18 protein-coding genes are annotated in these 22,884 nt (G+C 58.9%); 13 read left to right on the plus strand and 5 right to left on the minus strand.

Translation table 11 applies throughout. The annotated features are described in order from the left end of the window. Positions 1-170: 170 nt before the first annotated feature. Positions 171-2,072 (plus strand): calcium-binding protein, encoded by a 1,902-nt coding sequence (locus tag IE087_RS10450; RefSeq protein ID WP_189369243.1) that lies wholly within the window; start codon positions 171-173, stop codon positions 2,070-2,072. Between the two features lie 96 nt (positions 2,073-2,168). Here the strand turns inward: IE087_RS10450 and IE087_RS10455 are convergent, their stop codons facing one another. Continuing rightward, positions 2,169-2,615: a universal stress protein gene (locus IE087_RS10455; protein ID WP_189369244.1), complete on the minus strand. Its 447-nt coding sequence runs from the start codon at positions 2,613-2,615 to the stop codon at positions 2,169-2,171. Positions 2,616-2,842: 227 nt separating this feature from the next. On the opposite strand from IE087_RS10455, the gene IE087_RS10460 reads away from it, so the two are divergent. The 9 genes from IE087_RS10460 (at position 2,843) to IE087_RS10500 (ending at position 12,599) form a co-directional block, all read left to right on the plus strand. Beyond that, positions 2,843-3,244 (plus strand): MerR family transcriptional regulator, encoded by a 402-nt coding sequence (locus IE087_RS10460; protein ID WP_189369245.1) that lies wholly within the window; start codon positions 2,843-2,845, stop codon positions 3,242-3,244. A 27-nt stretch (positions 3,245-3,271) separates the two neighbouring features. Further along, positions 3,272-5,053 carry an acyl-CoA dehydrogenase C-terminal domain-containing protein gene (locus IE087_RS10465; RefSeq protein ID WP_189369246.1) on the plus strand — a complete coding sequence of 594 codons (1,782 nt, stop codon included), beginning with the start codon at positions 3,272-3,274 and terminating at the stop codon, positions 5,051-5,053. A gap of 434 nt (positions 5,054-5,487) precedes the next feature. Next, entirely contained in the window at positions 5,488-5,700 is a 213-nt protein-coding gene (locus IE087_RS10470) for a hypothetical protein (protein ID WP_076626669.1), read from the plus strand. A gap of 24 nt (positions 5,701-5,724) precedes the next feature. After that, on the plus strand, positions 5,725-6,882 hold the full coding sequence (locus IE087_RS10475; RefSeq protein WP_229801336.1) for an acyl-CoA dehydrogenase family protein: 1,158 nt from the start codon (positions 5,725-5,727) through the stop codon (positions 6,880-6,882). 306 nt (positions 6,883-7,188) lie between these two features. Continuing rightward, the gene (locus IE087_RS10480) at positions 7,189-7,821 is read left to right on the plus strand and encodes a glutathione S-transferase family protein (protein WP_189369247.1); all 633 of its coding nucleotides are present in this window, start codon (positions 7,189-7,191) and stop codon (positions 7,819-7,821) included. A gap of 96 nt (positions 7,822-7,917) precedes the next feature. After that, positions 7,918-9,129, plus strand: coding sequence for an acetyl-CoA C-acetyltransferase (locus IE087_RS10485; protein WP_189369248.1), 1,212 nt, complete (start codon positions 7,918-7,920; stop codon positions 9,127-9,129). A 15-nt stretch (positions 9,130-9,144) separates the two neighbouring features. Continuing rightward, positions 9,145-11,343 (plus strand): 3-hydroxyacyl-CoA dehydrogenase NAD-binding domain-containing protein, encoded by a 2,199-nt coding sequence (locus tag IE087_RS10490; RefSeq protein ID WP_189369249.1) that lies wholly within the window; start codon positions 9,145-9,147, stop codon positions 11,341-11,343. Positions 11,344-11,586: 243 nt separating this feature from the next. Next, complete coding sequence (locus IE087_RS10495) at positions 11,587-11,976, plus strand: GFA family protein (RefSeq protein ID WP_189369250.1); 390 nt, start codon at positions 11,587-11,589, stop codon at positions 11,974-11,976. Continuing rightward, positions 11,973-12,599 (plus strand): LysE family translocator, encoded by a 627-nt coding sequence (locus IE087_RS10500; RefSeq protein ID WP_229801337.1) that lies wholly within the window; start codon positions 11,973-11,975, stop codon positions 12,597-12,599. Before IE087_RS10495 ends, IE087_RS10500 begins: the two co-directional genes overlap by 4 nt. 13 nt (positions 12,600-12,612) lie before the next feature. Here the strand turns inward: IE087_RS10500 and IE087_RS10505 are convergent, their stop codons facing one another. From IE087_RS10505 to IE087_RS10515, 3 genes are all read right to left on the minus strand, one after another. Next, a complete protein-coding gene (locus IE087_RS10505) occupies positions 12,613-13,212 on the minus strand; it encodes a Hint domain-containing protein (RefSeq protein ID WP_189369251.1) in 600 nt (199 codons plus the stop codon). A gap of 237 nt (positions 13,213-13,449) precedes the next feature. Continuing rightward, positions 13,450-14,094: a sulfotransferase family protein gene (locus IE087_RS10510; RefSeq protein WP_189369252.1), complete on the minus strand. Its 645-nt coding sequence runs from the start codon at positions 14,092-14,094 to the stop codon at positions 13,450-13,452. Beyond that, positions 14,091-15,035: a DMT family transporter gene (locus IE087_RS10515; RefSeq protein WP_229801338.1), complete on the minus strand. Its 945-nt coding sequence runs from the start codon at positions 15,033-15,035 to the stop codon at positions 14,091-14,093. Before IE087_RS10515 ends, IE087_RS10510 begins: the two co-directional genes overlap by 4 nt. A 63-nt stretch (positions 15,036-15,098) precedes the next feature. Between IE087_RS10515 and IE087_RS10520 the strand changes: the two genes are divergently transcribed. The 3 genes from IE087_RS10520 to IE087_RS10530 all read left to right on the plus strand — a co-directional run bounded on the left by IE087_RS10520 (position 15,099) and on the right by IE087_RS10530 (position 20,925). Further along, entirely contained in the window at positions 15,099-16,718 is a 1,620-nt protein-coding gene (locus tag IE087_RS10520; RefSeq protein WP_189369253.1) for an AMP-binding protein, read from the plus strand. Positions 16,719-17,093: 375 nt separating this feature from the next. After that, positions 17,094-19,289 carry a calcium-binding protein gene (locus IE087_RS10525; RefSeq protein ID WP_189369254.1) on the plus strand — a complete coding sequence of 732 codons (2,196 nt, stop codon included), beginning with the start codon at positions 17,094-17,096 and terminating at the stop codon, positions 19,287-19,289. A gap of 97 nt (positions 19,290-19,386) precedes the next feature. After that, positions 19,387-20,925 carry a DUF427 domain-containing protein gene (locus tag IE087_RS10530; RefSeq protein ID WP_189369255.1) on the plus strand — a complete coding sequence of 513 codons (1,539 nt, stop codon included), beginning with the start codon at positions 19,387-19,389 and terminating at the stop codon, positions 20,923-20,925. A gap of 26 nt (positions 20,926-20,951) precedes the next feature. On the opposite strand, the gene IE087_RS10535 is transcribed toward IE087_RS10530, so the two are convergent. Continuing rightward, on the minus strand, positions 20,952-22,841 hold the full coding sequence (locus IE087_RS10535) for an AMP-binding protein (RefSeq protein WP_189369256.1): 1,890 nt from the start codon (positions 22,839-22,841) through the stop codon (positions 20,952-20,954). Positions 22,842-22,884: the final 43 nt, after the last annotated feature.

The following is a 22,884-nucleotide window of genomic DNA, read 5'->3' on the forward strand; positions in this document are numbered from 1 at the left end:
GGGCAAAGCTGGAGGAATACAGGCCGAGGTAGCGCACGCCCACGTCTTTGAAAATACTGGGTGTGCGCTCAAGCAATCCACTATTCGCACAACACGTAAAATAAGTGTTGTGGTTGAATCCGCGAATTGAAATGCTCCCAGAAGTAGAATCGACTTTTGGGGAGTACGATATGTCAATTCTCGGTACGGAAGAATACAATGGTTACACATTTGAGTTCGACAGCAATGGAAAAGTCACCATTGACAATACGGGTGGTGGCACGCTTGACGTAAACGTTGGACTGCTTTGGGAAGATTTCAAAACAACCAGCACCTTTTTGAATAGTCCCTACGCGGAAACTCATGAAAATGGTCTAAGGCGTTACAAAGGCACATCAGATGACGACGTCGTAACCATGGTGCCTGGTGGTGGCGTTTTTACCGGTGGCGGAGACGACATTATCAATGTGAACGCAGTACGCGGGTTCGGACAGAACCACACATATGCAGGTACCGGGAACGACACTTTAAACATGGGTTTCGACCGGGTTGGCGCCAAAAGCAACGGTGAATTGTTATCACATGGGCATCACGTCCGTGGAGATAATGATGATGACGTGAATCGCGGAAACGATGTTTTCAGGTTTCGCGACCTTGACGGCCTTCGGGCGGGTGCCGCTATTGTTGGACGGATTGAAGACTTTGACCCAAGCAGGGACGAAATCTATATCGAAGACACCTTGATCGATTTTGACAATCTGCCCGCCAGTATCGATGGCAACACGGTTCGTGTCGTGCAATACAATGGGAACTTCGATGATCCGGATGCCGACCCACAGCAGTGGCTGCTGATCGAAGCCCACAATGGCTACGTATTCTATGCGCTTGAAGGCGCCAGGGTCATTACCACGCCCGGGTTTACCGGCGGCGCAAATGACTCGCGCCAAGAGCAGCATTTTCTTCGGTCTTTGGTGGACCCGGCCACAGGCTTGAATATCGACCTGACAAGCGCGTCGGCCATCGCAGCATTCTTTGACAGCTTGCCATCCACGCAGTTTGTGGACCCACAGAATTTTATTCCGGACGGTGTAGCCCAAGGCAACGGTCTTTATATTGTCGACAACGATGGCACACCCAGAAACGATGGAAATGATGACGATGATCAAATTCAGAATGTTCAAGAGGTCATTCAGGGGAGTGAAAACGATGATGTCATTGCCGCTGGTTTAAACAATGACAGCGTGGCGGCGTTGGGTGGAAATGACACTGTCTACGGCGGAACTGGGCATGACACCGTAAGCGGCGGCAACGGTGACGACGAAATCCATGGCGGCCGAGGCAACGATGAGATTACTGGCGGCTTCGGCGCGGATACTTTGAGCGGAGACACTGGCAACGACACTATCGACGGCAACAATGGCTTTGACAGTGTTAACGGCGGGACTGGTGATGACAGCATCCGTGGAAATGCTGGTAACGATACGCTTTTCGGTGATGAAGGAAACGATACTCTGAATGGCGGTATCGGGGCTGACAGCCTTTATGGGGGCGATGGCAACGACGTTGTATTTTCCATGGATGGTTTCGACTTTGTCAGTGGTGGAGCAGGCAACGACAGTCTGTTTGGGAATGCGGGCAACGATACGCTTTTCGGTGACGCAGGCAACGATACTCTGAATGGCGGCATTGGTGCCGACGTGCTGAACGGCGGCAGCGACAACGATACACTACTTGGGCTGAATGGCTTTGATCTGCTCATAGGTGGCAGTGGCGACGACAATCTCGAGGGCAATTCAGGCAATGACACTTTGGTCGGTGGTCTAGGAGATGACCAAATGCGGGGTGGGCAAGGTGCTGATGTATTTGTTTTTGACGGCGGAAACGATCTGATCAGAGATTACTCGCTGATCGTTGATGCCTTGGAAATTGATGCTTCTCTAATGAACGAAGCGACGCCCCAAGGCAGTGACCTTGCCAACTACAGCTCTGTGATCGATGGCAATCTCGTCTTGGATTTTGGGAACGGCAACAGCCTGACGCTGAACAACGTAACGAACGTGAACCTGCTGTTTGACGACGCAGCATTTATCTAGAGCATTGCAGTGTCAGCGCCAACAAACAGAAACTGACTGCAAGCAAAACCAAGAACACCTGCACGACAAACATGGTGCAGGTGTTCACACTGGAACTCAGATGACCGACAACGTGGCGCATTTCGCCAGATGATTCACCTGCTGACTCGTGCTGCCCTGAACCAGGGATCCGATACTGCCCAAACCGCGCCGCCCCGTGATGATCAAGTCAGCACCGACATCCTGTGCGCACGCCGTAATCTTTTGGGCCGGATCCCCCTGATCCGTGCGGGCCTCGACGATTTCCTTGCCGCATTCCTTTGCAATTGCTGTCGCCTCATCCACAATCTTGTTCGCCGCTTCGACCACCTCTTCATGGCTCGGCATCGTGGTTACGGCGTGATAGCCCGCAACTGCCCCCATCGCAAAAGCAACCGTCTGCGGCTGCGGGGTGTGCACCAGATAAAGCTCACTGTGATATTTGTCGGCCAGATCGCACGCAATGCGCACCGCATTGTCCGATGTGCTTGATCCGTCGACACCAACTACAATTTTCTTGAACATGTCATGCACTCCCTTTGACTGCATGTGCAGCGTAGTGGGGCGACGAACTCGACTCATTGATATGCATCAAGGTGCATATTGCAGCCCATCCAGCAGTTGACGTTGCAGAAAATCACGTCAACTTCCTTCGTGACGCAACGTACAGTTTACGTCAACGTCATCTGCCGGTTGCATCGAATCCGCGTCTCCACCATGTGATGACCGCAAGAGGATATGCGAGTGATCCGATGAGTGAGAAAACCATGACCATCCGCGAAATGTGCGACGCGTTCGCCGTGACACCGCGGACCCTGCGCTTTTACGAAGCCAAGGAATTGCTGTTCCCAATCCGGGAAGGCCAAAAGCGCCTATTCACCAAACGCGACCGGGCCCGTCTGAAGCTGATCCTGCGCGGCAAGCGCTTTGGTTTCAGCCTCGAGGAAATCCGCCAGCTTCTGGACCTCTACGACATGGGCGACCAGCAGCAGACGCAACTGGCGCGCACCTATGAGATCGCCCGCGACCGCTTGGCCGACATGGAACGCCAACGCGATGAATTGACCGAGGCCATTGATGACCTCCGGAACCAGTTGAAGTGGGGCGAGAAGATGATCGCCTCGATGAACACCACGAAAAAAGCCGCTGAGTAAGCACTGCTGAATTAGGGAGAGAGACCTATGCCGAGCTACACGCCCCCCACCAAAGACATGCAATTCATCCTGCACGACGTGCTGAATATCACGGGCAGCGACATTCCGGGCTATGACGAGTTGGAAGCCGACTTCACCTCCGCAATCCTTGATGAAGCGGGCAAGCTGACCTCCGAAGTTCTCGCACCGCTGAACGTCGTTGGCGACAAGGAAGGCTGCCGTTTGGAAAACGGCGTCGTCTACACCCCCACCGGGTTCAAGGATGCTTTCGAGCAGGTCAAAGAGGGCGGTTGGCCCGGTCTGGACATGCCCGAGGAATTCGGCGGCCAGAACATGCCCTATGTCATGGGCACGGCCGTGGGCGAGATGTTCTCATCCGCCAACATGGCCTTCACCATGTATCAGGGCCTGACCCACGGCGCGGCGTCAGCCATTCTGGCGCATGGCTCGCAACAGCAGAAGGAAACCTATCTGCCCAAGATGGTGTCCTGCGAATGGACTGGCACCATGAACCTGACCGAACCGCATTGCGGCACGGACTTGGGTCTGATGCGCACCAAGGCTGAACCGCAAGACGACGGCACCTACAAAATCTCCGGCCAGAAGATTTTCATCTCTGCCGGTGAGCACGACATGGCCGACAACATCATTCACCTCGTGCTGGCGAAGATCGTTGGCGGCCCCGAGGGGATCAAAGGTGTATCGCTGTTCATCGTGCCCAAGTTCCTCGTGAACGAAGATGGTAGCCTTGGCGCTCGCAACGGTGTCGCCGTCGGCAACATCGAAGAGAAGATGGGCATTCACGGCAACTCCACCTGCGTGATGAACTATGACGGCGCCGTGGGCTACCTGATTGGCGAAGAGCACAAGGGCATGCGCGCCATGTTCACCATGATGAACGAAGCACGTCTGGGTGTGGGCATGCAGGGCCTGTCCCAAGCCGAAGTCGCGTATCAGAACGCGCTTGAGTATGCCAAGGACCGCTTGCAAGGTCGCGACGTGACCGGTGCGAAGGCCCCTGAAAAGCCCGCCGATCCGCTGATCGTTCACCCAGACATCCGCCGTTCGCTGATGGACCAAAAGTCTTTTGCCGAAGGTGGGCGTGCCTTCATCCTATGGGGCGCGACCATGATCGACGCCGCCCACCGAGCGGGCGACAAGGACGCTGATGGCCTCGTGTCGCTGCTGACCCCGATCATCAAGGGCTTCCTGACCGATGTGGGCTATGACAACACCATCAAGGCTCAGCAGGTCTATGGCGGTCACGGCTACATCGAGGAATGGGGCATGTCGCAATACACCCGCGACGCCCGCATCGCGATGATCTACGAAGGGGCCAATGGCGTGCAGGCGCTGGACCTCGTGGGCCGCAAGCTGGCACAGGATGGCGGCAAGCACGTGATGGCGTTCTTTGATCTGGTGAAAGGCTTCATCAAGGAGAATGCCGGTCAGGACGAAGCCTATGACGCCGAATTCCTGGAGCCTCTGAAAGCCGCGTCCAAGGACCTGCAAGCCGCCAGCATGTACTTCATGCAAAACGGTATGACGAACCCGAACAACGCTTTGAGCGGAAGCTACGACTTCATGCACATGTTCGGCCACGTCTGCCTCGGCCTGATGTGGGCCAAGATGGGCAAAGCCTCGCGCGAAGCTCTTGCTGGTGGAACATCCGACCCGGAATTCCATGAAACCAAGCTGGCGACGGGTCGCTACTACATGGCCCGCCAACTGCCTGCCACGGCGCTGCACCTGACACGCATCCAGTCAGGGGCCGATCCGGTGATGGCGCTGGAAGCGGCAAACTTCTAAAGTGTGTGAGGCGGGGGACACCCCCGCCTTACTTTTGAGAGGGAATCGCTTGTCAAAGTCTTGGAATCTGCGTGATCCGAAGCAGGCACGTGCATTCTTCGCTCATGCCGATAGTTGGCGTCGAAGCCGTGCAGACCTCACCGACGACGAAAGGCGCGTGACTTTCGTGTCGGACGGCCAACCTATTGCGGGTGCAATTGAGTGTGGATCAGACTTTCCACAGCTGAGGTTCATAAATTTCGAGTGCTTGTGGCCTGAACTCTTTACAGACACCGAGGAAGCTACTGGCTATGCGTCAACTTTCGTCGGCGAAGGCTGTGCAGTGGTTTGGAGCGACGGGAGACATACACCGTTGCGTTCCATGCGTTATGATCGCGAAGGTGGCGAATTGGTGTGCCGCATTGATTACAACAAGACATGATAGGAAGTCTTCGATGCCCAAACGCTTTCGCCTGACCCGCCGCTTTCCCGTCGCCATGACCGAAGACGGCTATCGCCGCCTCAAGCGGTTTGCCGCCGATGCGGGGCTGGACGAGGGCGAGGCCCTGTCTTTCCTGTTCGAGAATTTCGATAGCGTGATGAACGAGGAAAACCTGACGGCCCGCTTGCGGTTGTTCAATTCCGAGTTGGAGGCGCGGAAGCGCTGACACTGTCTCCTGGGGAGGAGAGATATGAAAGATTTGGCCGCCGGTTCGTCCACCTGGATGACCGAAGAACACCAGATGATCGCCGACATGACGGCGCAATTCATCACCAATGAATGGGCGCCCCATTTCGAACGTTGGCGCAAACAGGGCGAGATGGACCGCGAGACCTGGGCCCAAGCAGGCGAGCTGGGCCTGCTCTGTCCGTCGATCCCCGAGCAATACGGTGGTGCAGGCGGCGATTTCGGCCACGAAGCCGCGATCCTGGTCGAAGCCGCACGCGCGAACCTCGCAAGCTGGGGCCACGGCATCCACTCCGGCATCGTCGCACATTACGTGCTGGCCTACGGTACCGAAGATCAGAAACAGCGCTGGCTGCCCAAGCTGGTGACGGGCGAATTGGTCGGCGCCTTGGCAATGACCGAGCCCTCGACCGGATCAGACGTGCAGGCAATTAAGACCCGCGCCATCAAGGACGGCAACGCCTACAAACTGAACGGCTCCAAAACCTTCATTACCAACGGTCAGCACGCCAATCTGATCATCGTCGCGGCCAAGACCGACCCAACCCAAGGCTCGAAAGGCGTGTCACTGGTGGTCCTCGAAACAGACGGGGCTGAGGGGTTCCAGCGCGGCCGCAACCTCGACAAGATCGGCATGCACGCCTCGGACACGTCCGAATTATTCTTCGACAATGTCGAGATCGCGCCTGAAAACATCCTCGGCGGCACCGAAGGCCAAGGTTTCTACCAACTGATGCAGCAACTCCCGCAAGAGCGCATGGTCATCGCTTGCGCCGCTGTGGGAGCGATGGAAGGCGCGGTCGAGCGCACACTGGCCTATTGCAAGGACCGCGAAGCCTTCGGCGGCAACCTCCTGCAATTCCAGAACACCCGTTTCAAGCTGGCCGAAGCCAAGACCAAAACCATGGTCAGTCGCTCGTTTTTTGACGAATGCATGGCACAACACATCCGCGGTGAATTGACTGTCGATAAGGCGGCTATGTGCAAATACTGGACCACGGACACCCAGGCCTGGGTGCTGGACGAGTGCTTGCAGCTCCATGGCGGCTACGGCTTCACCAATGACTATGACATCGGCGGCATGTGGACGGACGCGCGGGTGCAACGCATCTACGGCGGCACCAATGAGATCATGAAAGAGCTGATTGCGAGGGCGTTTTGATGCTGCAAGCCGAGCGGCTCTTGGTGGACCAGCCCTCCGGGGGGAGTTTTCTTGGCAAGATGAAGACTGGATCCCTGCGCAAGATCCACCCCGCCATCCGGCCTGGGACAGCGGGACGTTGGGGCTTCACCTTGCACATGGCTCAGCTCTCCAGCCTGCCATGCATCCTCAGCATGAGGCGTTAACCTTAATGCTTGGTGAACTGATCCAACTTCATCTTGCCAAGTAAACTCCACGGGGGGTCCGGGGGTGTGAAACCCACCGGTCTTGCCCTCTCAATACTCAAGACCGGAAAGGCCCGCGCTCATGACCCTCAAATTGCACTGCTTTGGTGAAAGCGGAAACTCATACAAGGCGGCCCTGGCCCTGCAATTATCTGGCCTCGATTGGGAACCCGTATTTATTGACTTCTTTGGCGGAGCGTCCCGCACCGACGAGTATCGCGCCCTCAACCCGATGGGCGAGGCGCCTTTGCTGCAAGATGGAGACCACAAGATCAGCCAGTCCGGCGTCATCCAGCAGTATATCTCAGACAAGACGGGCAAGTTCGGTGGCAAGGGCGAAGACAGCTACGAAGTGCTGCGCTGGGTTCTCTGGGACAACCACAAGCTCAGCTCCATGTGCGGTATGACCCGGTTCCTTATGAACTTCCTGCCCGAAGACAAACGCCCGCAAGAGGTTATCGCCTTTAACCAAGGACGCCTCAAAGCCGCCTATACGGTACTGAACGATCATCTCGAAGGCCGCGATTGGATTGTCGGCGACAGCCTGACCAATGCCGATCTGTCGTGCTGCGGATACCTCTACTACCCCGAGCCGTTCGGCTTTGATCGGGCCGACTGGCCCAACATCGACCGCTGGTTGACAAACATCTCGAATACCCCCGGCTGGAAGGCTCCATACGACCTTATGCCGGGCTCTCCCGCCGACCGCGCATAAGTTTACGTAAAGCGCCGCAACGTCACCCTTGATTAGACCATCCGGTCTACCCCATCTGAAGACAAAGACACGCCATTTGGCAGGAGGACCAATCCGATGACCGAAGCCTATATCTACGACGCGATCCGCACCCCGCGCGGCAAGGGCCGCAAGGACGGTGCGCTGCACGAGGTGACCTCGCTGCGCCTGTCGACCCTGACGCTAAACGCGCTGAAAGAGCGCAACAACATCGACGGCCACGTTGTCGAGGATGTGATCTGGGGCAACGTCACGCAGGTGATGGAACAGGGCGGCAACCTCGCCCGGACCGCCGTGCTGGCCTCAGACTTGGATGAAGCGATCCCCGGCATCGCCATTAACCGCTTCTGCGCCTCTGGTCTGGAAGCCGTGAACATCGCTGCCAACCAGGTGCGCGGCGGGGCCGGTGACGGCTATATCGCTGGTGGGGTCGAGATGATGGGCCGTGTCGCCATGGGCTCCGATGGCGCAGCCATTGCTGCGGACCCGTCGATCGCCATGGAAAGCTATTTTGCCCCCCAAGGCATCGGTGCGGACCTGATCGCCACCGAATACGGCTTCTCCCGCGATGACGTTGACCAGTATTCAGTCGAAAGCCAGCGTCGCGCGAAAGAGGCGTGGGACGACAATCGGTTTGAAAAGTCAGTCATCACCGTCAAGGACCAGAACGGTCTGCCGATCCTCGACCATGACGAATACATGCGCCCTCAGACCGACATGCAGTCGCTGGGCAGCCTGAACCCCGCCTTTGAAGCAATGGGCAAGGTCATGCCCGGCTTCGACAAGGTCGCGCTGATGAAATACCCGCATCTCGAACGCATCAACCACGTGCACCACGCGGGCAACTCCTCCGGCATCGTGGACGGCGCCGCCGCCCTGCTCATCGGCAACAAGGAGCTGGGCGAAAAGCTGGGCCTCAAGCCTCGTGCGCGCATCAAGTCCACCGCCAAGATCGGCACTGATCCCACCATCAACCTGACCGGCCCGGTGCCCGTGACCGAAAAGATCCTGCGCGACAATGGTATGAACATTGGCGACATCGACCTGTTCGAAGTGAACGAAGCCTTCGCCGCAGTCGTCCTGCGCTTCCTGCAGGCCTTTGACGTCGATCACGGTAAGGTAAACGTGAATGGCGGTGCCATCGCCATGGGTCACCCGCTGGGCGCCACGGGCGCCATGATCCTCGGCACGCTGCTGGACGAGATGGAGCGGACCGACAAGGAAACCGGTCTTGCCACCCTCTGCGTCGCCTCCGGCATGGGTGCCGCCACAATCATCGAACGCGTGTAAGGGGAGAACACGAATATGGCTGACTTTACACTGACCAAAGACGGCGAAGGCATCGCCACCATCACATGGGACGTGCCCGGCAAGACCATGAACGTCATGTCCTTTGAGGGGCTGGAACTGCTCAATGACATGATTGACGACGTGCTGGCCGACGAGGCCGTCAAAGGTGTCGTGATCACCTCCGGCAAGGACACCTTCGCCGGCGGCATGGACCTGAACCTGCTCGCCAAGATGAAGGAAGAAGCGGGCGACAACCCCGCCAAGGGCCTGTTCGAAGGCACCATGAAAATGCACGGCCTTCTGCGCAAGATCGAGCGTGCAGGCATGGACCCCAAGACCAACAAGGGCGGCAAGCCGATTGCGGCAGCCCTACCTGGCACCGCGGCTGGCATCGGGCTGGAACTGCCGCTGGCCACGCACCGCACCTTCATCGCAGACAACCCCAAGGCCAAGGTTGGCCTGCCCGAAATCCTCGTCGGCATCTTCCCCGGCGCGGGTGGCACAACGCGCCTAGCGCGCAAGCTGGGCGCGATGGAAGCCTCACCCTTCCTGCTGGAAGGCAAGATGGTCTCCCCCGCCAAGGCCAAGGGCAAGCTGGTGGACGAGGTCGTGGATGACCCCGTCGCCGCCGCGCGTGAGTGGGTGCTGAACGCTAAGGATGCGGACCTTGTGAAGCCGTGGGACCAGAAGGGCTATAAAATGCCCGGCGGTGCACCCTATCACCCCGCAGGCTTTATGACCTTTGTGGGGGCCGCCGCCATGGTGAACGGCAAGACCCAAGGGGTCTACCCCGCCGCCAAGGCCCTGCTCAGCGCCGTCTATGAAGGCGCGCTTGTGCCCTTCGACACCGCGCTGAAGATCGAAGCGCGCTGGTTCACCAATGTGCTGCTGAACCCCTCGTCGGGCGCCATGATCCGCTCGCTCTTCCTCAACAAGGAAGCACTGGAAAAAGGCGCTGTACGGCCCCAAGGCATCGAAGACCAACGGGTCAAGAAACTCGGTGTGCTGGGTGCGGGCCTCATGGGCGCGGGCATTGCCCTCGTTTCGGCTCAAGCCGGTATCGAAGTGGTCCTGATCGACCGCGACCAGGAAAGCGCGGATCGGGGCAAGAACTACTCCGAGAAGTATGTCGCGGGCGGCATCAAGCGCGGCAAGACTACGCAGGAAAAAGGCGAAGCGCTCTTGTCCCGCATCACCGCCACGCCCGACCTTGAGCAACTCAAAGGCTGTGACCTGATCATCGAAGCCGTGTTCGAGGACCCCAAAGTCAAGGCCGAGATCACGCAAAAGGTCGAGGCGATCATACCCGACGACTGCATCTTTGCCTCCAACACTTCGACCCTGCCGATCTCCGAACTGGCGAAGGCCAGCAAGAACCAGGAGCAGTTCATCGGCATCCACTTCTTCTCACCCGTCGAGAAGATGCTGCTGGTCGAGATCATCAAAGGCGCCAACACAGGCGACCGGGCCGTGGCCAAGGCGCTCGACTACGTGCGCCAGATCCGCAAGACACCCATCGTGGTCAACGACGCGCGTTTCTTCTACGCCAACCGCTGCATCATCCCCTACATCAACGAGGGGACGCGGATGGTCACCGAAGGGGTCGAGCCTGCGCTGATCGAAAACGCCGCCAAGATGGTTGGCATGCCGCTGGGTCCGCTGCAATTGACGGATGAGACGGCCATTGATCTGGGCGCGAAAATCGCCCGCGCGACCAAGGCTGCCATGGGCGACGCCTATCCCGACAGCCCGTCCGACGACCTGATCTTCTGGATGGAAGAGCTGGGGCGCATGGGTCGCAAGGCGAATGCGGGCTTCTACGACTACGATGAGAAGGGTAAACGCCAGGGCATCTGGCGCGGCGTGCACGACAAGTACCCGCTGATGGACGACCAACCCGAACTGGGCGAGGTCCAGCACCGCCTGCTGTTCTCCCAAGTGCTTGAGGCCGTCCGCGCACTGGAAGAAGGCGTGCTGATGGACATCCGCGAAGGCGACGTGGGCGCGATCCTCGGCTGGGGCTTTGCCCCATGGTCCGGCGGTCCGCTGAGCTGGCTCGACATCATCGGCGCGCCTTACGCTGCTGAACGCTGCGACCAGCTGGAAGCCAAGTATGGCGAGCGGTTCAAGTGCCCCGCATTGCTGCGCGAGATGGCCGAGAAGAACCAGAGCTTCTATGGCCGCTTTGAGCCCAAGGAAGCCGCGGCAGCCTGATCAGCGTCCAATGGAAGATTTTCAAGGGGCTGCGTTCTGCGCGGCCCCTTTTGCTTTGAGGCACCCTATCAAGGCGTCCAACAGCCTTGATCGGCCCCCAACGAACAGACAGTGTCATACTCGAAGTGTCCAAGTCAGAATTAGACACATCGCAAAACTGTCTTCCGGATCACGCCACCTGAGACAGTAGACGTTGCTGGCCGGATGGGCATACTGCATCCACGTAACAACAGGAGCCGTAAGGTGGAGCATTTCACAGCAGGGTGCGTCTGCGGTGCACTGCGCCTTGTGGCGAAGGGGCAGGCCGATCGGGTGGGCATCTGTCATTGCCTGGACTGCCGCAAGCACCATGGTGCCTTGTTCTTTGCCGCCGCCATTTTTCCGCGGGAAGCCGTTGAAATCACGGGGGAAACGCGGGGTCATGCCGGGCGACACACCTGCGCCACCTGCGGCTCCTCCGTCTTTGCCATCAGCGATGGGGAGGTTGAAGTTCACCTGGGTTCACTTGACGAACCCGGACAATTCACCCCAACTTACGAACTCTGGACCATCCGCCGGGAGCCTTGGCTGCCCGCCTTCCCCGGTATGACCCAATACGCGCGCGGGCGCGACACTCCCGAGGAGGACACATGATGGACCCGGCCCTGCTCATCGCCTTCATCACGACAACTTTGCTGTTCGTTGCGGCCCCCGGCCCCTCCGTCGCCTTTGCGACGGCGCAGGGGCTGAAACATGGGCGCCGTGGTCTGTTCATCACGGTCGCCGGGGATGGCTTGGGGACAATCGTTCACATCGCGGTTGCGGCCAGTTCACTGGCCACGCTGCTCGCCCTGTCTGACGTGATCCTGCCGCCTCTGCAAATTGCCGGTGGGGTCTTCATCGTCTGGATGGGGCTGCAATCCTTTGCGGCCATGCGTAACGGCACCACGCTCCGGGCAACGGCGGCCAACAAGGTGACGTTCTGGGCCGGCTTCTTTGCCTGCGTCTCGAACCCCAAAGCGATCGTGTTTTTCGTGGCGCTGTTTCCGGCCTTCATCTCGGCCGATCACAGCGTGCTGGTGCAAACCCTGATCTACGGGGCGATCTTTCTGGTGCTCGATGCCTTATCGATCATCGGGTACGCCTTGCTGACAATGCACACGGTGAACCGGGCGACCTCACGCTGGCTCAATCCACATATGCTGACCGGGACCGGGCTGACGGGTGTGGGCCTGACAATGATTGTCAAAGGTTACCGGGCCCTTCCCGGCACCTGAAATCGCCGAAGTATCAGATGACAACGCCGTAGCGTGCATCCTCAACCTTCATGCATTCGACGAGGAACACGGCGTCGCGGGCCGGGATTACATCGTAACCCGGCTCCGCGGCGCACAGGTCGTCAAGGTGCACCATGTGCCGTGGACAATGAACAAGCGCACCCCCTTCGGCATAGACAACCTGCTCCTGGGCAAAGACCAGCGTGACAATCTCGATCTGTGTGCGCGGCGTGACGCGGCGAATGCCCCGATACCCTTCCAATGACTTGGCCGCCAGTACGGCGAATGGATCACCAAAGGCATCGCAGGCCGCATCGCTTTCCACCAGAACGCCTTGGTCAGGCAACAGCTCAAGATCCGCACTGTTGCCCAATGCCCCCGCAGGGACAAAGACGGAATGATACGCCGAAGGAACAGAAGCATCAGCTGTCCAAAAAATGTCCCGCCTCACCTCGACCAAGGGTTGCAAGCCTGCATCAAATGTCAAAACCAGATCGCCCGCGGCCAGTGCATCCGCAGCGCGCCACCCCATCGACGTCGCAACCCGCGTTCCGGCCAAAAGCCCACGTGTGGTCATGACACCACCATCCCATGCCGCTGTAGCTTCCGGCATTCTGCGTGGCGCTTGCCCCTTTGCCCATCCAAACATCGTTTCCATCCCCATGGTGCGGCGCTGGCAGCGCGCCGGTTTGTTTTGACATCAGCAGTTGCAGTGATTCCCAAGGCCAAGACGGGCCGCAATCTGGGCGGGAATAAGGCACTGTCGCCCCAGACGGCTCCAGTGATCCCGCTAATGCCTCTTTGTTTGCAAATTGAGGACAGTTTTCAGCACATGCGAGTAAATCAGGGATTATTCGAAGGCATATCCGAATCTGTCGATATCCTCGGCGCAAGCCTCGGAGACGGCTTCTCGTGCAGCGTCCGAGTAGTAGCCACGGTAATCTGCAACCCGGTCCGACGCATTGATGCGTGCCGGCAGTTGCTGACGGAACCCCAAGTGGTCCCAAAGGGGATCGGCATCCAAATCAAAATGCTCAAGCCGTATGTAAAGATCGCAGCGCTCGCGTCCGGCAGCATCGGTCATGTAGTGCCGCGCAGGGCTGGCCTTCATGGAAGACCGCGTTTGCGCCGCGCAGGCGAAATCGCCAAACGGCATCTGACCGGCAAGCGCGACGGCCGGGTGGTCAAAACTCTGCTCCCGCAACCAGTGATAATAACTGACCATTCGGTCCCAGGGATTGCGAACAAGGGTAAAGGCGAAAAGGCCGTCGAGGCTGGGCACCAACCCGTCAATGTCCGCGAGTGTCGAATGCTTCCAGAGACGCCCGCGAGTTTGTTTGTCCTGCACCCTGTGCCGCCGCTTCAACGCCTTGGGGGTATCACCCAGCATAATGTCATCCTTCATCGCGCGCGCTTCGAGCGCCAGCGCCATGGCCGTGCCTCCGGTCTTGGGCGCGTGGACAAAGATGTATTTACGGCCGGTACTCAGGATCATGAAGGAAGCCTAGCCGCACTTTCCCGGCTACGCATCGCAATGATGACACCAGCCAGTATGATCAGAGCAATACCAGCGCCTTGTAGCCAAGTGACCGGTTGCCCAAGCAACATCCAGCCGAAAAAAGGGCCAAAGATCATGACGGAGTATTCGAAAATCGCGACATGGCTGGCTTCTCCAATCTGATAAGCGCGGTTCAACAGTCCCACGCCCACCACGGACCCAAACACCTGCATCAACAGATAGGGCCACGCCTCGCCAATCGGCCAGATCCAACCGCGGGTCAGAAAGGCCATACCACCCGCCCCGACCGGCAGGTCGATCACTGTGATGGCGCCGAGAACAATCGTCCCGAGTGCACCCTGCGCGACGAAAATCCCCAGAAGCAATGTCAGTGTGCTTTCCCCGTCGCACAGCGCCCGCGTCGCAACGACACCGGAGGCATAGAGGATTCCACCCAGCACAGGTAACACGGCCACCCACCCCAGGCTGCCTCCGGATGGGCCAAGAACCACGAGGATACCCGCGAACCCAACAGCCACGGCAATGATCCGCCATGGACCTATCCGCTGGCGCAGGACAAAGGCCGTAAGCAGCAGCACGAAGATGGGCGAGGTAAAAAGCCCGGCAAGCGCCATGGCGATGGGCATGAACGCCAGCGCACCGAAATAACAGAACATGCCGATCGCAATCAGCGTGGACCGAAACGCCACCGCCCCGAACCTGCGGGGGCGTAAGGTCCCGAAGCCCAAGGCTGACAGGGCGAATACGATGGGGGCTGCAAGCAGCAGACGCATGATCAGGAACTGCCACACCGAAATCGTCTGGGCGATCACGGCGACGTAGATGTCGATGGCGCCGATCACGCACATCGCCCCCACCATGTTCAGCGCAGCGGCTGTCGGGCGGTGGGTCTGAGAGGTCGTCATAAGGCTATCCATTGCTTGCGCCCCTCGCCATAACGACGCAACATCGCTGCGCAAGACGATACGGGGAGGACCGATATGGGTTGGATGGCAGATGAAACAGGCCTCGGCAAGACGGCTGCGAACTATGTGCCCCTGACGCCGCTGTCGCATCTGCGGCGGGCGGCATCGGTCTTTGCCGACCGGGTGGCGGTGATCTACGGATCACATCGCGTGACCTATGCGCAATACTACGAGAGATGCACACGCCTTGCGTCCGCCCTTGCCGCCAAGGGCGTGGCCCCGGGCGATGTGGTAGCGACCCTGATCCCCAACCTGCCCGCGCAAGCCGAGGCGCATTTCGGCGTGCCTGCCTGCAGTGCCGTTTTGAACACCATCAACACCCGCCTCGATGTGGATACGGTTGCCTATATCTTTGATCATGGAGGTGCGAAGGTCGTGCTGGTGGATTCCCAGTTCCTGGAGCTGGCGGAGGCTGCATCACAGCAGATGGACGGCCCGGCGCCGGTGCTGATCGAATGCCCGGACCCCCATGCCGGGTTCCCCGCATCGGGACGGCATCAGACCTATGAGGATTTGCTTGCGACGGGAGATCCTGCCTTTGACTGGATCATGCCAGAGGATGAATGGGAGAGCCTTGCCCTCAACTATACGTCTGGCACAACCGGACGGCCCAAGGGTGTCGTCTATCATCACCGGGGGGCATACCTGATGACGATGGGCACCGTCGTGTCATGGCGCATGGTTCTGCATCCGGTGTTCATGGCCATCGTGCCCCTGTTTCACTGCAACGGCTGGAACCACACGTGGATGATGCCCATGCTGGGTGGCACCTTGGTGTGCTGCCGCGATGTGACGGCCACGGCCATCTACAACGCAATCCACTACGAAGGCGTGACCCACTTCGGCGGCGCCCCCATCGTGTTGAACATGATCGTGAACGCGCTGGACGAAGACCGGAGGACCTTTGATCACGTGGTCGAGGTCTTTACTGCCGGTGCGCCCCCTGCCCCGGCGACACTCGCCAAGATCGAAGCGTTGGGGTTCAACGTCACGCAGGTATACGGGCTGACCGAAACCTATGGTCACGTGACCGAGTGTCTGTGGCAAAGCGATTGGGACGGGGCCGAGGATACGGCGGCGATCAAGGCGCGGCAGGGCGTGGCCTTTCCCATGATGGAGCATATCACGGTCATGGACGCCGATATGGCGCAGGTGCCGATGGATGGGGCCGCGCAGGGTGAAATCATGATCCGGGGCAACTCGGTCATGAAAGGGTATCTGAAGAACCCGGATGCGACAGCAGAGGCGTTCGAGGGCGGATATTTCCATTCGGGCGACATCGCGATCCAGCACCCGGATGGCTACATCCAGATCGCGGACCGCGCCAAGGACATCATCATCTCAGGCGGCGAGAACATCAGTTCTGTCGAGGTGGAGGGTGTGCTGATGGGTCACCCGGACGTGAACCTTGCCGCTGTGGTGGCGAAACCGGATGACAAGTGGGGTGAGGTGCCTTGTGCCTTTGTTGAGTTGAAGCCCGGTACGAACCCGAGCGAGGCAGATCTGGTCGCGTTTTCGCGGGAGACTTTGGCTGGTTTTAAGGCGCCGAAGCGGGTTGTGTTTCAGGAGCTGCCCAAGACATCGACCGGGAAGATTCAGAAGTTCGAATTGCGCAAGATTGCGGGCGATCTCTGAGTTTAACTCATGTCCCTGTGGGTTTGTCCCCGCGGGGACAACCTGTTCGGTGAGCTTACTATTTTTCAACCGATCTTAGATTTGCCAATGAGATCAGATTGTTGCCAATGCGCCCGGCATGTTTACCTAATCTCCACGAAAAATTAACATGCTGGCGGCCAAGAGGCCGCGGTTTTTGGCATTGGTGACAATGAGCTGAATCCAATCAAATGTATTTGTGAAGGTGGACAGAAAGGCTGAAAGTGTCACGGCCTTCTTTGACCCAAAAGGTAAAGTAGTTTTCCGCCTCCAGCGCTCAATAATAGGTTGTGCACTTTTTGGCAGTTTGTAATGTGTCGTTGTTTAGCGTCAGATGCCTGCTGGGGGTCCTTACCAGTGTCCACAATTTCATTTTCCAACCCGCAAGACCTCCTCTTGTTTGCAGAAACCTTTGTTCCGGGTGGTGTTGTTGACCCCGCACCGGATTACCGCTTTCTCGTGACCGATGAAGGCGTGATTTACACACGGATTTTGGACCCTGCCAACGACGGGTACTTTAATGTGGACCCAACCATAACCGTCACTGGCGAAAACCTGTCGGTTTCAGAAACCGGGCTTCTGGTTGGAACGATTGACACGATCACATTTGCATCCGCCAATCGCGGCGAAATCGCCATCCTCAGCAATACCAGTGGGTCCGGTGCCAGATTTACTGACATCTTACTGGATCGCCTTGATGGAGTCGAAGCATCCAATACAGCGTTTGAACAGTTTCTGGGAGGTGCTGTCGGCACCGTGGAATTCGGCAGCGGCAATGATGAAATTCTGACCGGGGGCTTCCTTCGTTTCGCAACGGGCATAGATGGTGGTGACGGTGATGACACGTTTCTATTCTCGCCGGTCACATCAGGTTTCGAACTTGCGCTGAACGGTGGTGCCGGCACGGACACGCTAAACCTCGCCGCATTCAATGCGGGCTTTGGCGAAGTGAACCTGCTTGAAGGTTTCGTTACCTATAGAGGTATTCGATTGGATATCTCGGGATTTGAGACTGTTTTGGGTGGCCTTTCGGTCACGCGCTACACCGGATCCACATTGAACGATCATATCTTTGGTGCCGAAGGAGAGGATAGTCTGTTCGGGTTGGCTGGTGACGACGAGTTGCATGGCGGCAGCAACGATGATGAGATTCAGGGCGGTAGCGGTGATGATCTTATTTTTGGGGACGCGGGTTTAGACCATCTGTTTGGCGGTGAAGGCAGCGACACGATTTGGGGTGGTGAGGACAACGACTTCATCAACGCCGGAAATGGCAATGATCTGGTCTATGGTGGAGAAGGCCGAGACGGAGTTTCCGGAGGTGAAGGCTTTGACACGCTGTACGGCGGCCTTGGGAACGACCGAATGAATGGGGAAAACAACGCTGACTCGCTTTTCGGAGAGGAAGGAAACGACGAGCTTAGCGGCGGACAAGGTTTTGACCATTTGTTTGGCGGAGTTGGTAACGATACTTTGCGTGGTGGTTTGGGCGGAGATGTTTTGTGGGGAGAGGAACAAAACGACTTTCTTGATGGGAACGAAGGTCAGGACACTCTGCACGGCGGAGATGGCGATGATACGTTAGCGGGTGGCTTTTTGGATGCAGCCGCGGACTTGATTTTTGGGGGAGCGGGCGATGATTTGGCCAATGGAGGAGCCGGTTTCGACACCGTGCATGGCGATGATGGTAACGACACGCTGATTGGGGCAGACGGCGCTGATTCACTCTATGGCGACGTGGGTGATGATCGCCTTGTTGGTGGTCAAGGCTTTGACCAGCTTTTTGGTGGCGTGGGTGATGACACACTGTTGGCGGGAGAGAACGCGGACCGCGCCTTTGGCGGCGATGGCAACGACTTGATCCGGGGCGGAACCAACGACGGCACGTCGATAGATGGCCTGTTTGGCGAGGCGGGTGACGACACTATCTTTGGCGAAGGTGGGTTCGACCTTCTTGATGGCGGCGAGGGCAACGACAGTCTGGATGGCGGGGCGCAGGCGGATAATCTTTATGGCCGTGCCGGCATGGACACACTGCTGGGCGGCGATGGGCTGGATCGCTTGTTCGGCGGGGCGGATGACGATCTTGCCTTTGGTGGCGCCGGCAATGACGGGCTGTTTGGCGAGGCTGGCAATGACACGCTAAACGGTGGTGAGGGCAATGACCGCTTCTTTGGCGGATCCGGCAACGACGTGATTGATGGCGGCACAGGCAACGACACGATCAATGCGGGTGCGGGCTTTGACACCATCACCGGGGGCGCGGGCGATGACCTGCTCTTTGGTCGGTTCAATGCCGACACGTTTGTGTTCGCCGACGGGCATGGCAATGACACGATTGCTGACTTCACCGCAGCCAATCGGTTTGAGCGGATCGACCTGTCAGGCGTGAGTGCAATTTCGGACTTGAGTGATCTGGAGCTGGATAGCGACACAAACGGTGCCGCAACCCAAGTCGGTGCAGACGTCCTGATTGATACGGGTGTAGGCAGTTCGATCATCTTGGTGAACACCGTGCTGTCCGATCTGAACCCCGACAACTTCATTTTCTGACCTCTGCCCCCTCAGGTGGTGCGGAAAGAGTTTCAACGCCGAGACTTGGCAAGTCCCCATCGCGGGTCCATTTTGGTGTCACGCGAGGGGTACTGCCATGAGCCTTGATGATCTGCCGCCATCCACAGGCTATTCCATTGATGTTGAGCCACTGACGCACCCCGTGCGCATCTGGCACAATGATGTGCTGCTGGCTGACACCACACGTGCCCGCGCGATGTATGAAACTCGTCTACCCACGGCCATCTACGTCCCGCGCGAGGATATCCTGGTCAACCTTGGCCCCAAGACCGACTTGCAGACCTTCTGCCCGTTCAAGGGCACGGCGAGCTATCATGATGTTTTGCTGGACGGTGAAACGATCCCGAACGGTGTGTGGAGCTATGTGTCCGCCCTGCCCGAGAGCAAGGGCATTCAAGGTTTTGTCGGGTTCATGCCCAATGCCGCGACACACATCGACTTGGGCGAGAACCAGTTGCAGACCGAGCGCGACGGCAACATTACTGGGCCGCTAGTGGATTGGCTGATGCGCGAGGCGGGTACGCTGCCCGACCCCGAAGCCTTTACACGCGCCGTGGCCACCAAGATGCGCGAGAACGGGATTGCCGTATCTCGCCTTGCCGTTCTGATTTGGTCGTTGCATCCGATGATTGCGGGCAAGAACTATATCTGGCGTGTGGATACAGACGACGTGCAGACCTTTGCCCCGTCTTACGACATCCACCAGTTTCCAGGCTTTGTGAACAGCCCGTTGCAGCATGTGTCCAAGGGGTTGGGCGGCGTGCGGCAGCGCTTGGGTGATACAGACGAAGCGTCTCGCTTTCCGATCATGGACGATCTGCGGGCCGAAGGGGCGACGGACTATGTGGCCATGCCGCTGCCTTTTTCAGATGGGCGGGCGAATGTGCTGACGCTGACCTCGGACCACCCAGACGGGTTCACGACCGAGAACCTTGGGCTGGTCTTTGAATGTGCGACCGTCATCAGCCGCTATTACGAGGTGTTCATGCAGCGCGAGAATGCACAGGCTTTGCTGGAAACCTATGTGGGCAAGCGGTCGGGTGCGCGGGTGCTGGGCGGCGAAATCCGGCGCGGCGATGGGGACGAGATTGATGCGGCGATCATGTTCTGTGACCTGCGCGGTTCAACCCGGTTGGAGCAGGAGCTGCCGCGGGATGAATACATTGCGCTGCTGAACGCGTTTCTGGACATCACATCGACCATCGTGGACGCACATGGCGGCGAGGTGTTGAAGTTCATTGGCGACGCTGTGCTGGCGGTCTTCCCCGCAGGCGAGGATGCGGCGGCGGCTTGTGCGTCGGCCCTTGAGGCTGCGCGGGAGGTTGTTGCGAAGGTGACCGAAGATGAGGTGACGGCGTTGACGTCTTGCGCCATCGGGATCGCCTTTGGTCGGGTCACATATGGGAATATCGGATCAAGCACGCGATTGGATTTCACCGTGATCGGCCTTGCCGCCAATGTGGCCGCGCGCCTGTGCGATGCGGGCAAGCGCCATGAGCAAGCGATCATGGTCACGGACGAGGTGGCGGCGGGCCAGACCGGGTTGTCCGATCTGGGACACTTGGAGTTGCGCGGTGTCAGCGCCCCAATCCATGCCTTTGGCGATATGTCGTAAGGCGGAGGCGTCCTCCGCCCCGCCCTTCACCCCTTGGCGTAGCCGATGGTTTGCAGTGCGTCCTTGATCTCGTCCAGGATGACCGGGTCGTCGATGGTTGCGGGCATCTTGAAGTCCTGATTGTCCGCGATCTTGACCACTGTGCCACGCAGGATTTTCCCGGAGCGGGTCTTGGGCAAGCGATCCACGACCACTGCCTGTTTGAAGGCAGCCACCGGGCCGATCTGGTCACGGACGCGTTTGACGCATTCGGTGACGATATCGCCGTGCGGGCGGTTTACACCTGTTGTCAGACACAGAAGGCCCACGGGGCTTTGCCCCTTGAGCTGGTCCGAAACTCCGATAACCGCGCATTCAGCCACGTCCGGGTGGCCGGCCAGCACCTCCTCCATCGCGCCGGTGGACAGGCGGTGGCCTGCAACGTTGATGACATCATCGGTGCGCGCCATGATGTAGAGGTAGCCGTCTTCGTCCATCATGCCCGCATCGCCGGTTTCGTAGTAACCGGGGAACGTGTGGAGATAGGAATTGATGAACCGATCCTCTGCATTCCAAAGCGTCGGCAGAGTGCCGGGGGGCAGAGGCAGTTTGACCGCAATGGCGCCAAGTTCGCCGGGCGCGACGGGGTGACCCGCGTCGTCCAGGATCTGCACATAGTAGCCGGGCATGGCGACGGTGGGTGAGCCGACCTTGACTGGAAGCGCCTCAAGCCCGGCGGGGTTGCCCGCAATCGTGTAGCCCGTTTCGGTCTGCCACCAGTGGTCGTAGACTGGCACGTCCAACAGGTCCTGGGCCCATTCGATGGTGTCGGGATCGGCCCGTTCGCCCGCCAGATAGAGCGCGCGCAGGCCGCTAAGGTTGTATTTCGCGCGGTACTCACCCTTGGGATCCTCGCGCTTCACGGCGCGGATGGCGGTGGGGGCCGTGAAGAAGGATTTGACGTCATGTTCTTCGATCACGCGCCAGAAGGTGCCCGCGTCGGGCGTGCCGACCGGCTTGCCCTCGAACACGATGGTGGTGTTGCCGTGGATCAGTGGTGCGTAGCAAATGTAGGAGTGACCGACGACCCAGCCCACGTCGGAGGCGGCCCAGAACACCTCGCCCGGGTTCATCTGGTAGATGTTCTTCATCGTCCAGTTCAGCGCCACGAGATGGCCCGCCGTGGCCCGCACCACGCCCTTGGGCGCGCCAGTGGTGCCGGAGGTGTAGAGGATATAGGCGGGATGGGTCCCGGCAACGGGTGTGCAAGGCGCGGGTTCAACCCCCTCTTGCACCGCATGCCAGTCAACATCGCGGGGGCCAAGGTCGCAAGGTCTTTGCTCGCGTTGCAGGATGACGCAGAAGTCCGGCGCATGGTCCGCCTCTTTGATCGCACCGTCGAGCAGCGGTTTGTACTCGACGATCCGGCCCGGTTCGAGACCGCAGGACGCGGCGATGATCGCCTTGGGTGTGCAATCGTTGATGCGCACGGCCAGTTCATGGGCGGCAAAGCCACCAAACACAACCGAATGAACGGCGCCGATACGTGCGCAGGCCAGCATGGCCACCAGCGCTTCGGTCACCATCGGCATGTAAATGATCACGCGATCTCCAACGGTGACGCCCTTGGCTGCAAGGGCGCCCGCGAGAGACGCGACCTGTTTCTGCAACTCGGCATAGGTCGTCTTGGACTTAGCCCCGGTGATCGGGCTGTCATAGATGATGGCCACCTGGTCGCCACGACCAGCTTCGACATGCCGGTCCACGGCGTTCCAGCAGGTGTTCACCTCAGCGTCTGCAAACCAGTCATAGAGGTTTTCGCCACGCTGGCTCAGTGCCTTGGTTGGGGCCTTGACCCAGTCGATGGCTTGCGCCGCCTGCATCCACCACCCCTCGGGGTCCGCTTTCCAACTGTCATACTCCGCCCGATAGCCCATGGCCCATACTCCTCCGTCATAGTCGCAAGCAGGGTTACGCGGC

The organism is Tateyamaria omphalii, from assembly GCF_014651375.1.
Taxonomy (GTDB): domain Bacteria; phylum Pseudomonadota; class Alphaproteobacteria; order Rhodobacterales; family Rhodobacteraceae; genus Tateyamaria; species Tateyamaria omphalii.

Coding starts and splice junctions, on each gene's coding strand:
- IE087_RS10500 (WP_229801337.1), top strand. CDS start 11,973: ATGATGGACCCGGCCCTGCTCATCGCCTTCATCACGACAACTTTGCTG.
- IE087_RS10520 (WP_189369253.1), top strand. CDS start 15,099: ATGGGTTGGATGGCAGATGAAACAGGCCTCGGCAAGACGGCTGCGAAC.
- IE087_RS10535 (WP_189369256.1), bottom strand. CDS start 22,841: ATGGGCTATCGGGCGGAGTATGACAGTTGGAAAGCGGACCCCGAGGGG.
- IE087_RS10530 (WP_189369255.1), top strand. CDS start 19,387: ATGAGCCTTGATGATCTGCCGCCATCCACAGGCTATTCCATTGATGTT.
- IE087_RS10490 (WP_189369249.1), top strand. CDS start 9,145: ATGGCTGACTTTACACTGACCAAAGACGGCGAAGGCATCGCCACCATC.
- IE087_RS10475 (WP_229801336.1), top strand. CDS start 5,725: ATGAAAGATTTGGCCGCCGGTTCGTCCACCTGGATGACCGAAGAACAC.
- IE087_RS10460 (WP_189369245.1), top strand. CDS start 2,843: ATGAGTGAGAAAACCATGACCATCCGCGAAATGTGCGACGCGTTCGCC.
- IE087_RS10470 (WP_076626669.1), top strand. CDS start 5,488: ATGCCCAAACGCTTTCGCCTGACCCGCCGCTTTCCCGTCGCCATGACC.
- IE087_RS10455 (WP_189369244.1), bottom strand. CDS start 2,615: ATGTTCAAGAAAATTGTAGTTGGTGTCGACGGATCAAGCACATCGGAC.
- IE087_RS10465 (WP_189369246.1), top strand. CDS start 3,272: ATGCCGAGCTACACGCCCCCCACCAAAGACATGCAATTCATCCTGCAC.
- IE087_RS10515 (WP_229801338.1), bottom strand. CDS start 15,035: ATGGATAGCCTTATGACGACCTCTCAGACCCACCGCCCGACAGCCGCT.
- IE087_RS10450 (WP_189369243.1), top strand. CDS start 171: ATGTCAATTCTCGGTACGGAAGAATACAATGGTTACACATTTGAGTTC.
- IE087_RS10480 (WP_189369247.1), top strand. CDS start 7,189: ATGACCCTCAAATTGCACTGCTTTGGTGAAAGCGGAAACTCATACAAG.
- IE087_RS10510 (WP_189369252.1), bottom strand. CDS start 14,094: ATGATCCTGAGTACCGGCCGTAAATACATCTTTGTCCACGCGCCCAAG.
- IE087_RS10505 (WP_189369251.1), bottom strand. CDS start 13,212: ATGCCGGAAGCTACAGCGGCATGGGATGGTGGTGTCATGACCACACGT.
- IE087_RS10485 (WP_189369248.1), top strand. CDS start 7,918: ATGACCGAAGCCTATATCTACGACGCGATCCGCACCCCGCGCGGCAAG.